10 protein-coding genes are annotated in these 10,685 nt (G+C 60.3%); 2 read left to right on the top strand and 8 right to left on the bottom strand.

The window, feature by feature from the left end; translation table 11 throughout:
* Positions 1-6 precede the first annotated feature (6 nt).
* The 6 genes from ACYP01_RS20300 to ACYP01_RS20275 all read right to left on the bottom strand — a co-directional run bounded on the left by ACYP01_RS20300 (position 7) and on the right by ACYP01_RS20275 (position 6,695).
* Positions 7-1,404 (bottom strand): hypothetical protein, encoded by a 1,398-nt coding sequence (locus ACYP01_RS20300; RefSeq protein ID WP_459681992.1) that lies wholly within the window; start codon positions 1,402-1,404, stop codon positions 7-9.
* Positions 1,368-1,973 (bottom strand): methyltransferase domain-containing protein, encoded by a 606-nt coding sequence (locus ACYP01_RS20295; RefSeq protein WP_397525076.1) that lies wholly within the window; start codon positions 1,971-1,973, stop codon positions 1,368-1,370. Before ACYP01_RS20295 ends, ACYP01_RS20300 begins: the two co-directional genes overlap by 37 nt.
* Positions 1,974-2,053: 80 nt before the next feature.
* Positions 2,054-2,566: a hypothetical protein gene (locus tag ACYP01_RS20290; protein ID WP_459681990.1), complete on the bottom strand. Its 513-nt coding sequence runs from the start codon at positions 2,564-2,566 to the stop codon at positions 2,054-2,056.
* 1 nt (position 2,567) lies between these two features.
* Positions 2,568-3,854: a molybdopterin-dependent oxidoreductase gene (locus ACYP01_RS20285; RefSeq protein WP_459681988.1), complete on the bottom strand. Its 1,287-nt coding sequence runs from the start codon at positions 3,852-3,854 to the stop codon at positions 2,568-2,570.
* Positions 3,855-3,858: 4 nt separating this feature from the next.
* Positions 3,859-4,536, bottom strand: coding sequence for a hypothetical protein (locus ACYP01_RS20280; RefSeq protein ID WP_459681986.1), 678 nt, complete (start codon positions 4,534-4,536; stop codon positions 3,859-3,861).
* 725 nt (positions 4,537-5,261) lie between these two features.
* Complete coding sequence (locus ACYP01_RS20275; RefSeq protein ID WP_459681984.1) at positions 5,262-6,695, bottom strand: FAD-dependent oxidoreductase; 1,434 nt, start codon at positions 6,693-6,695, stop codon at positions 5,262-5,264.
* A 421-nt stretch (positions 6,696-7,116) separates the two neighbouring features.
* On the opposite strand from ACYP01_RS20275, the gene ACYP01_RS20270 reads away from it, so the two are divergent.
* Positions 7,117-7,428 carry an STAS domain-containing protein gene (locus ACYP01_RS20270; RefSeq protein ID WP_228232503.1) on the top strand — a complete coding sequence of 104 codons (312 nt, stop codon included), beginning with the start codon at positions 7,117-7,119 and terminating at the stop codon, positions 7,426-7,428.
* 236 nt (positions 7,429-7,664) lie between these two features.
* Complete coding sequence (locus tag ACYP01_RS20265; protein ID WP_459681981.1) at positions 7,665-8,936, top strand: DICT sensory domain-containing protein; 1,272 nt, start codon at positions 7,665-7,667, stop codon at positions 8,934-8,936.
* A gap of 57 nt (positions 8,937-8,993) precedes the next feature.
* Here the strand turns inward: ACYP01_RS20265 and ACYP01_RS20260 are convergent, their stop codons facing one another.
* Complete coding sequence (locus tag ACYP01_RS20260; protein ID WP_042452212.1) at positions 8,994-9,236, bottom strand: hypothetical protein; 243 nt, start codon at positions 9,234-9,236, stop codon at positions 8,994-8,996.
* A 72-nt stretch (positions 9,237-9,308) separates the two neighbouring features.
* Complete coding sequence (locus ACYP01_RS20255) at positions 9,309-10,679, bottom strand: cytochrome P450 (RefSeq protein ID WP_082931374.1); 1,371 nt, start codon at positions 10,677-10,679, stop codon at positions 9,309-9,311.
* Positions 10,680-10,685: the final 6 nt, after the last annotated feature.

Here is a 10,685-nt window from a genome sequence, read left to right as displayed (position 1 = left end):
TTCGCGTCACCAGTTGGTGAGGACGAGGTGGTTGATCGCCAACGCGGTGCTTGCTTGTACGGCCAACCAGAATCGGTGTGTCTGGCGTGGCAAAAGCGCGGGCGCTGTCAGGATCCACATTTGGAAAGGCAGCCAAATGCGTTCTGTTTCGGCTTTGCTCAGTGCGCTGAGGTCGGCGACGATCACCGCAAGTAGGCCGGCGAGTGCCATCACGTTGACCGGGGAGAGGGCACGAAGTTTCGACCACGTCAGAACCCGTGGCAGCGCCGCGGCGGAGGCAAGGCCCACCGCGCAGATCAGTGAGGCGAAATTCGCCCATCCCCAGTAGGCGAACGGCCGCGAAGATGCGATGCCTTGGTAGTAGCGCTCTTGGACGAGGAAGTAGCCGTCGAACCACCAGAACCCGTAAGCGGTGAACACACCCGCCACAGCGAGGGCTCCCATCGAGGCGCCGATCAGAGGCCTGGCCGTGCGACTGACCACAAGTACGGCGACGGCAGGAACCGCCATCAGGGCGAGCCCGTAGTTCAGGTAGACACCCCACCCGAGCAGGACGCCTGCCGCAACCGACGACAGGAACCAGCGCCGGCCGCTTCCGCGTGCGGCGACGGCCAACAAAGCGATACCCCACGCGGCCACTCCGGCGAACAGTGCATCTGCCGAGACCGCCAACCAGATCGCCGCGGGCGACAAAGCCAGAAAAGGAGCCGCGCGGCGTGCCATGGTCTCGTCCCCGAGCGCGCGCACGGCGACGATCACCGCCGCCGCCGCACTCGAGCCCACCGCCACACACAGCGCGGATGCCCACACCCCTCCTCCGAGCCCCATCCGGTCGAGCCACACGAAAGTCAGCACCGCGGCCGGGGGGTGGCCGGAGACGTGTGTCGTCCACGAGTCGGGCTGGAAATCAAGTATCCGATCGCTGAATCCGGCGAGGGTGGAAGGAATATCCGTGATCCCGGGCACCTCGTGCAGATACTCATCGCGTGAGGTCAGCCGGCCGGCGAATCCGCGCTGCCACCCGTCGATCATCGCCAATGACATCGCCCAGATCGCGGAGGTTGCCCAGGTGCTCAGGACGAGACGGCGCCACGGGAGCGCTGCGGCGACGCGCGGACCCCACATCACGACCGCTACCGCCACTACGAGAGCGATCGGGGTGCCCCAACCGAGGTGAGCGTCGACGAATCCGAAGAGCGGATTCGCGTCGGAAAAATCCTTGTAGGACTCGGTCGTATTGTCGAGGATCGGGGTCACCGAGCCCAACCCGAGATGGGGCACGACAAACGCTGCCACGACGAGCATCAGCGCCAGTGCTGCAGCGATGAAATCGCGCAGGAGAAAGTTGCGTGTGCCGCCCGTCTGAATCACTGCGGACTCGATGCTGTGAGCCAGACAAAACATCGATGGCCTACCTCCACCGTGCGAGCAACTCGCAGTCCCGCGTCGGCAGCGATCGCGGGGACGGCTTCCAATCCGACGGTGGCCCAACTGAACCAATGTCCTTGTAGAACGTCGGTTTCCCACCTCATCTTTCCGACCCGAATGCCATGTGCGGCGGCCGGCGGTTCCACTTCGGCAATGACGACGCCGCCCTGTGCGAGGAGTGTCGCCGCGCGGCGCAGTACCCGTAGTGGATCTCCGTCGATGCCGATGTTTCCGTCAGCCAACAGCACGTGCGCCCAATGCCCCACGAGCGGTAACGGATCGAAGATGTTTCGGTTGACCGCATGTGCTCCGCGGCTGATGGTCATCGCCACTGCGGTTTCGGAAGTGTCCACGCCCAGAGCGTTGACCCCTCTCGCTGTCAAAGTTGCGGTGAGTCTTCCTGGGCCGCAGCCGAGATCGAGAGTGGGGCCGGTGCAGTGTGCCAGCATGATGTCATCTGCGTGTCGGTCAGCCGGTGTTGTGCGTGTGTCGCCCATCCAGCGTTCGAGCGGTGCCTCTCGGCGGATGCCGGAGTCGCTTGTCATCCAGCACGGGAGTCCTTTGCCTGCGCGTTGAAACACGACATCTGTCGACACCGGGTCTACGGCTGATGTGATTGTCCGTGTCATGGTGCACCTGCTTTCGTGCTTCGAAGGCTCTCAATGGCAAGTCGGGCGGAATACGCAAGTGCACTTGCTGCGAACATCGCTGCTGAGAGAAGCAACCAACGCGCAAGAAACGGCTCCTGCGTCAATCCTGTGGCGGCTACGTAAGTTGCGCTGCCTTGCTTGATGATTCCGGGAAAGAACAGGACGAACGTCAAAGCCGTCCCCAGGCACGGGACCCGGATGTAGTTGATCGCAGGCACCGACGTCGGCCGCGTAACGCGGCGGCCTCGCAGTGCGTTGATCCCAGCCGAGAGTGATCTGTCTGCGAGTGCATAGAGTGGAAACAAGATGAAGTCATGAGCGATGAGTGCGCCGACGAACCACACTGCGATCGACTGCCACCACACTTCGGTGTTCCAGAACGCGTCCGGACCGGTGACCATGACCGCGTACCCGACGAGTGCGAAGCACAACAGCACTGCCAGTAGATGAAGCGGGTTCGCGCCGTAGAATCGGATGAATCTTTTCATCTCACGCCCCCCTGAACGCGATGGACTGCACCCATTTGGTGTTGTGCACCCCGGGCAGAGCCGGAACGATGATCCTGGCGGGATAGCCGTGATCGAGCGAGAGATCGACCCCGTTGACTCGAAGAGCGAGCAGCGCGTCCGGATCGGTGGCCTGATTCCCTTGCAGCGTTGCCGTGCTGAACGGGCCATTGCGTTCGAGCGAGGACACGAGAGCCGAGTCGGGCTGCGGCACACCAGCAATCACGGCGAGATCGCGCAGGCGCACCCCACTCCAGTCCTCGGTCGTCGACCATCCCTCCACACACGCGATGGGAAGCTGAGCACTGTGCTGGGACATCGCCAACAACGCGGTGCGGCTGAACTCCACGGGCGGACCGCTCCCGCTCACCGTCAATCTCCAACGATCACCGGTCTGATCGTCAGTGATCTGCGCGGCGGATGCCGTCCTGTTGATCTGAAAATCGTTCGGCCCCGTCCCGTACGAGCGTCCACGCGGTAGCAGCAGAGCTGCCGGTCGCAGAAATCCGCCCACCGTTTGTCCCACCGACAGCACCCCCACCAACAGAGCGCCACCGCCGACCAACGCGAGCACTCCCCGGCGGCTGATGGTCGCCGGAGCGGGTTCCTCTGCCACCAAACCAGTTTCGTCGTCGTCTTCCGGCCGAGTGTCGGCCAGAGAGGTACGCATTTCCGTGCGGAACGAGCGCCGACGCAGGGACCGAACCATCGTCGGGATCTTGATGACGACGTGGGTGAGGAAGCCGGCGATGAACACCCACGCACCCCAATAATGTGCGGTGTAGAAGCTGAACCCGAAAATGTAGTCGTACTGGATGTTCAACACACCGGTGATGATTTCGAAGAGAATTCCACCGACCAACGCGATAAGCGACAACCGTTCGAGCGCCTGAGCCGGCGTACGAACTGGCGGGAATACGAACAGCTTCGGTATCACCGACCACAGCTTTGCCAAAACAATAGGTACGAGAATCAACCCGAGGCCCACATGCAGGCCCTGCGTGAGTCGGTAAAGCCAGGACGGCCGCGTCGGCCACTGAAAATACGGCAGGCGCAGCCAACCGACATCACTGGGCATTGCCTGCCCGAATTGGGGACCATACGCGATGAAAGACAACAACCCGGTGATGATCACGATCGGCAGACCGATCAGCAAGACGGCACCGAATACCGAGGTCAGCCACGGACCTCGGACGGAACTCCGAGGCCGCAACCGCAAAGGCGCGAAGGAATTGAAGAATCCCTTGACCTTCGCAGTTACGAAACTCATCGGATTACTTCGTTGCGATCGTGATGGTGGCGATACCGACCAGCAACCCCGGTGTCACCGCATCGGTATTGAAGGTCTTGTTCAACAATGCCGCAGCGTCAGAGGAAATCTTCACCTCGGTACCCTGCAGGATCGCGGTATCGTTCGGACCTGTTTGCAGCGGCTTCAATGTCCGACCGTTGAGGTCGAACAGAACAGCGCCACTCGCGGCCGGAGCGCCGTTGACCAACACATCGCCCTTGAGGATCGAAGTACCCGGATCGATGTCGAAGTTGGTCAATTCGACTGTGGTGGCGCCAGCGGTCAACGAAAGACCGCTACCGTCGTGCAAAATCTTTCCCTGCACGTAGGGGTCCACGGTGCCAGGCGTCCAGTACTTCACGTTTCCGCCGGTGATGGGGAAGCTGATCGAGCCATCTGCCAGGGTGGCCGATCCCACGACACCTGGAGTCAAACCGAGGGTCGTGAGAGCTCCGGTGAAACCTGCATCGAGTTTGACGGCCGTGCTCACACCGGTCAGGTTGTCGACCTCGGCGGCCGGCGCCGGTTGCGTCGTCGTTGCAGCTGAAGAACTCGACGACATCGATGTCCCGGAGTCGTCGTTCGATGAACACGCCGCCAAGGGAGTGAGCACCAACGCTGCGGCAGCCACCGCGACGAGTGATTTGCGGTAGTTGATCATAGTATTCAACCTTCCATATCTACAATGAGTGTCGGAAGGCATTCGGCGCCGATACGGTTGCGGATTGGCCAAGCAGAAATATTTGTTTCCGTTGAAATATTTCAAACCCAAAGGATTAGACAAGTCAACGCAAAGAAAATGCAATATTCAGTTTGTCATTGAGAAATTTGGGTACACCGAGCAGCGAAATTCAATGAAGTTTAATATTCGATTGTCATCGAGCAGTGACGAGCATTAGCCGCGCCTGACGCAAAATAGTAAGACGTCGCCCTGAAACAGGTGCACGCGATCTCCACGACAAATCACGAAATGTGGAGCGACCGCAAGGTCGACGAATAGTCGGTCGCATTCAAACCAAGCGCGATGGCGAGGTTGCAGCGATGTTCGGAGTCCGACCCACACGAAGACACCGGGAATGCACCTACCTCGCCAAGGCGCTCGGATTGGATGTTTTCAGACGAGTAGCGATCACGGGCCCCGAGACGTCAGTAAGGGCAGGAAACAGTGTTCTGGCACTCAGCTCCAACCTTCAGAAAGCTGATAGTGGGCGCAGCCTGCATTTGTCTCAAATTGGTAAAACTGCAGGTGGTTGTCTCGAAATCTCTTGATGTCCGACTTTTGTATCATCATCGGGCTATGGCAGCAGAATTCATTTGCGCGACGACCGACCACAACTGACCAGCCACGTGATTGTGCGTAGCTAGTCAGTCGAAAGTCCGGCGATATCAAGCTTGGCGCGTAGCAGCATGAGCGCCGGCAACCCGGCCGAACGCTAAGGCGTCGGCGATATGGAATCCTCCGTCCTTCGCCGCGCTGTAGGTGGAACTGACCGCGCCCGCGGCGTAGAGGCCAGGAATCGGATTGCCGGCAGTATCGAGTACGCGGGAATGACCGTCGCGGCGCGGCCCCCCGCTACTCCATCCCAGCAGTGGCGACCCGGAGACGGCGTAGAACGGAGCGGTGGCCACCGGGGCCAAAGTTTCGGGATTGCGGCCGAACGAATGGTCGATGCCGTCCGCGCACGCCTCGTTGTAGCGTCGCACGCTCGTTTCCACGACTGTTGGGTCCAGTCCGAGCTTCTCGGCGAGTTCGGCAAGCGTGTCCGCCTCGAGGATCCATCCCTTGTCGATCTCGGCGTGATTGTCCGAGCTCCACTCGTACCCTTCGTCGAGAACCCTGTGGCCGACGGGCAGTGCGTCGCGGCCGGGGCTCAGCTGTCCGGCCAACCTCATCGTCTCGTCGAAGACGACGTTCATCGGTTGCACCGGAAAGTGTTGGTAGGAACCCTCTCTGAACACATGACCATGCCGCATTTCGGCTGACTCGTCGGTGAAGCGTCTACCTTCCCGGCTGAGGAACACGTAGTTGTGCGCGTTCCACAGTGCGAGAAAGAATCCAGTCGGATTTTCGAGGTCGCCGGGAATTCCCGTAATGGTCATCATGTTGTTCATGTGCCACAGATCGGCGCCCACGGCCTGTGCCATGCGGTGACCGTCGCCGGTTGCCGATGGTGAGCCCCAGATCTTCGGATTCTCCAGACGCAAGTAGTCGCGCACCATCGTCGGATTTGCTTCGAATCCTCCGGTGGCAAGGATGACACCCCGGCGTGCCTGGATCTGCGAAGTCTTTTCACCCGAACGGATCTCGACTCCGGTCACCGCTCCGGATTCATCCGTCAGCAGTCCGGTGGCTTCGGTGTCGAATAGTGTTGTGACGCCGCGTTCAGCGAGAGCGGAGACGAGGAACCGGTAGAGAAGTTCATTGCCCATCTTCCCTTCGACGGTGTCCATCCCTGCGTAACAGGAACTTCCGTCAAGTTCGGCGAACTCTGCCGTGGAATGGAAATCGCCGGTCATCGCTACAGTTGCACCCAGACTGCGGATCCAGTCGGACAGTCCGTGAGTGTTCTCGGCCCAGGCATCGATGACGTCCTCGGCAACGGGGAACTCCCCGTTCAACGAACGCAGGAAGGTTCGGGCGGCAGCGGGGTCCTCGTTGACGAACCATCCACTGCCGGACAGTCGAGTGTTGCCGCCCGCGGAATCAGGTCCGCTCTTTTCCAGAATCACGACCGATGCGCCGTCGGCGTGCGCTTGGAGCGCTGCGGCCGATCCGGCAGCGCCCGATCCGATGACGAGTACGTCGACAATGTTATCCATGTCACAGAAGGTATTGCGGAATGGTGGTGCGGCGAACGAACCTTCCCGATGAGCGAGAAAGCCAGTGGTCGACGCCGCAGAACGCCCCCTGCAGGCGCGCCGGGGGCCAGGCGAGGTATGCGTTCAGTGCGTCAGGGGTGGCGCCAAAAGTGCGATATCGCGCTGTGACTTTTTCGAGACCCTAGCGTTATAGATGTGGATGTGTCGGCGAAACCTGCCGGTGGCAGAGTTCGTCTGGAACGCAGTGACCGACACGGTTGGTTATCCGACGCACAGTGATTCATCGCTGATTCGGGCGGTGGGGCACGCCGAGTCCAGACAAGAGGCTTTCATGACTACGATCAACGAACGTTCTTCAGCTGCAAATGTTCTCGATCTCTTTGACAGCGCCGGCCGAGAAGGGCATCGGTACAGTATCGACGTGGAAAGCTACACCCCTTCGTATGCGGTACTGAGACTTGCCGGAGAATTGGACATGGGTCAGCGGGTGGAATTGGTGCATGCGCTCGACCGACTTCTCCTGGTCGGCACCGATATTCACGTCGATCTCTCCGGCGTGACCTTCATGTCGTCCGGAGTGGCGAATGCCGTTGTCGATGCTGCGGGGCGTGGCAACAACCGCATTCGCTTGTTTGCCCCGACGCGAGCGGTCTCCATGATCTTTCAGGCTCTCGGCGCCTCCGAACTCATTGCGGGCGATGCCACGTCGACCGCTGATGCTCTCGGTGCTTGAGCCGGAAACAACTCCCACGAACGATGTGAAGTGAGCAGTGCTCGATACGCGTTGACTTGGTTTCTGGTCTGATCTGCGTGTCGACGTGCACTTTGCGGCGCGGGATCAGGTTGTCGTCACCGGGTTGCGCCGAGATTTGCGGTAGTCTCGTTCGGTGTCGAGCAGTCGGCGCCGCCATCGAAGCGTCCGGCCGCATGAACGCTTAGTGGTCCAGACTCGTAGTGAAGAGCCACACCATGGCGTATGACACCAGCAACGGTTCGACATCGTCGAATTCTCCGATCACCCAGTTCTCCGATGTGATTGGTCTGGAAGTAAGCATGCAGTTCGCACCGATACGCCGCCTCGACGACCACGCACTTGCAGGCGCCGAGTTGCAATTGCGTGGGCCTGACAATTCCTCTCTGTGTTCGGCGCATGCCCTTCGCCGCGCCTCGCAATTGATGCAGCAACGCTCGGAATTCGACAGTCACAAACTGGCCATGTCCCGTACTGCACTCGCATGCACCGTCGCGGATCGCCTGCCGTTACTGGTGGCCGTCGACTCGGCTTCCCGAGCAGTTCTGAACGCTCCTGGTATCGAAGGAGTGACGAGAAATCTGCAACGGATCGTCATCACGGTTGACAGCGCATCGGTGCTTACCGATCCCCACAACTCTCTGGCAGTGATCAGAGAAGCCCGCGCGGGCGGGCGTCTGATTGCACTCGACGGCGTCGGCATCGACAGGCACTCGGCGACACTACTGTCTTTGGTCGAACCCGACATCATTATCACTTCCGATGAATTGCTTTCCAAGGCAGCATATTTCGAAGTCGGAACGACGGTGCACGCGCTCGGTGCCTACGTCGAGCGATCGAACGCGATTATCCTTGCCGAGGGTGTCGACTCGGAATCCTCCCGTCTTGCCGCAATCACCATCGGAGCCACATACGGAACGGGTGAGTTGTATCCCGCAGTCGACGATCCGAGTTCACTGTTGTCCGAACCGGTCGTCGCGATGCCCGACAGTCCGGTGTGGAGTGATCCCATCCCCGAGGTGGGCACTCCCTACTCGATCGTGTCTGCTCACAGCCGGATCCGGCGCGGTACCAAGCGTCTGTTGATCCAACTGAGCAAGTCCCTCGAAGCGCAAGCCGCCACATCGGGTTCCTCGATGCTTGTTCTGGGCACCTTTCAACAAGCCGAGCATTTCACCGCATCCACAACAGCACGGTGGCGTCACCTCGCCGATACCGTAGGGTTTGCCGGTGTCTACGGTGTCGGACTGTCCGTGATGCTCGACGGTAAGGTTCAACACGCGCCGCTTGACCCGGGTGATGATCTCGTCAACGAGTGGACGGTCGTCACTCTGGGACCGCACCATGCGGCGATGCTGTCGGCGCGAGATCTTCATGACAACGGTCCAGATCTCGAGCGGACCTTCGACTTCGTGCAAACCTACGATCGCACCGCCGTCACCCAGGCAGCGCACTCTATTCTTCGTCGTTACCCCACGACGAATTCGTGAAACCGGTGCCGAGGTTCTCGACGTTCGCCGCGAGCGCTGCCCGACCGGCGATCGTGGCTAAGGAGTGGCCGGGCGCCGCGCAGCACGTCTCTTTGCTGCAGAGTTGAGTAGATACCTTTCGGCGACCGTGTAGTCCGTGACGGTTGCGCCATCCGGTGCTGTGGTGTGGGTGAGCAGTTCGAGATAGCGGCGACGGAAGACATGGGCGTCGGATTCTGCGAGTAGGAACTCCGCCGCTGCGACGACCTCTGGTTTCGGAGCAGCGCGTGCATGCCGGTTTCGGGCAGGCCGAGTGCTCATGTTTTCCTCTGGATTTCGAAAGCGTCTGTGCCGGTAGTCATGTGCGAGTCGATCCTGACGTCGGTTCGGTCGCTACCGGTCATGAGAAGTCGTGAGTGGTTTCAGATCGATCGGCTGTCCGTCGGAGGGGAACGGCAAGGACATGTAGTTGAGAGGGGCGGTGTAGCCGGGCGCGACCTGCCAATCGAAGCGTGTGAGCAGGTGGTGCATGATCGTTTTGATTTCGACGCCGGCGAAGTGCATGCCGAGGCATTTGTGCACGCCTCCACCGAACGGTTCCCAGGCATACCGGTGCACCTTGTCTTCACGTCGGTGGTCCGCGAAACGTTCGGGATCGAAATGTTCGGGGTCGGGCCAGTACTGCGGCATGTGGTGAGTGAAATGTGGCACCACTGACACGTAGGTCCCAGCGGGTACGAAGTGGTCCTGTATCTGGGTGTCACACACCGCTCGGCGAGCCATGACCGGCACGGGAGCGACGAGTCGGAGGCATTCTTTCATCACCAGGTCCAAGCCGGCGAGTTGGTCGAGTTCGGCATAGCTCGGCGTCGACGTACTCAGTGCGAGTGATTCCGCCCGACATCTGTTCTGCCACTGAGGATTCTGGCCGAGATATTGCATCATTGTCGAGATGGTGATGGTGGAGGTGTCATGTGCGGCCATCAGCAGGAAGATCATGTGATCGATCACCTCGCCGTCGCTGAAGCGCTGTCCGGTGTCTGATTCGATGTGACAGAGAACGGAAAACAGGTCGTCGGTTTCGCGTGAACGGCGCGCAGGTAGGTAGCGGCGGAAGAAGTTTTCGAGGGTTCGGCGCCCGTCGAGGCCGCGCTTCCATCTGGTGCCGGGAACTCGATAACGGATCACCGAGGTTGCAGCTTGCACGCAATCGACGAAAGCTTTTTTCACAGAGTCGATTTCGTTGTCAGTGGTCCCTTCCGCGCCGCCCATGAAGATGTCGGTCGCGAGGTTGAGTGTGAGAGCTTTGAGAGCGGTGTAGGCGCGGAAGCCATCGGACGGAGTCCAGGCGTCGAGCGCGGAGGCGATCGCGGGATTCAGCACGTCCACGGTCTTTTCGAGACGCGATCTCGTGAAGGCTTGTTGCATGATGCGTCGTTGTCGTAGGTGCTCTTCGGAGTCGAGAAGCATCAGACCCCCGTGAAAGAAGGGACCGATGAGCACTGACCACCCGTCGCTGTTGACAAAAGCGCGGTCCTTGTTCTGGAGAACTTCTTGGCATGCGTCGGGTCCGAGGGCTGCGACCCACCGTCTACCGGCCATCGAGAACCACGAGACCTCGCCGTAACGATCCCAGCGTTTTTGCATCAGAGCGAGAGGGTCGCGGATGTATTCGAAAGTTTGCCCTATTCCGGGTAATCCCGAATTGCCTGAGATGGGACGCAACTGCGACCGGATGGGTGGAGCGGCCAGGATTTTCGACATCACGTA

The organism is Rhodococcus sp. no. 34 (assembly GCF_054589475.1).
The sequence above is the reverse complement of the archived record's forward strand: the minus strand, read 5'-3'. Positions and strand labels throughout refer to the sequence as shown.

Coding starts and splice junctions, on each gene's coding strand:
- ACYP01_RS20275 (WP_459681984.1), bottom strand. CDS start 6,695: ATGGATAACATTGTCGACGTACTCGTCATCGGATCGGGCGCTGCCGGA.
- ACYP01_RS20285 (WP_459681988.1), bottom strand. CDS start 3,854: ATGAGTTTCGTAACTGCGAAGGTCAAGGGATTCTTCAATTCCTTCGCG.
- ACYP01_RS20265 (WP_459681981.1), top strand. CDS start 7,665: ATGGCGTATGACACCAGCAACGGTTCGACATCGTCGAATTCTCCGATC.
- ACYP01_RS20280 (WP_459681986.1), bottom strand. CDS start 4,536: ATGATCAACTACCGCAAATCACTCGTCGCGGTGGCTGCCGCAGCGTTG.
- ACYP01_RS20290 (WP_459681990.1), bottom strand. CDS start 2,566: ATGAAAAGATTCATCCGATTCTACGGCGCGAACCCGCTTCATCTACTG.
- ACYP01_RS20255 (WP_082931374.1), bottom strand. CDS start 10,679: ATGTCGAAAATCCTGGCCGCTCCACCCATCCGGTCGCAGTTGCGTCCC.
- ACYP01_RS20260 (WP_042452212.1), bottom strand. CDS start 9,236: ATGAGCACTCGGCCTGCCCGAAACCGGCATGCACGCGCTGCTCCGAAA.
- ACYP01_RS20300 (WP_459681992.1), bottom strand. CDS start 1,404: ATGTTTTGTCTGGCTCACAGCATCGAGTCCGCAGTGATTCAGACGGGC.
- ACYP01_RS20295 (WP_397525076.1), bottom strand. CDS start 1,973: ATGACAAGCGACTCCGGCATCCGCCGAGAGGCACCGCTCGAACGCTGG.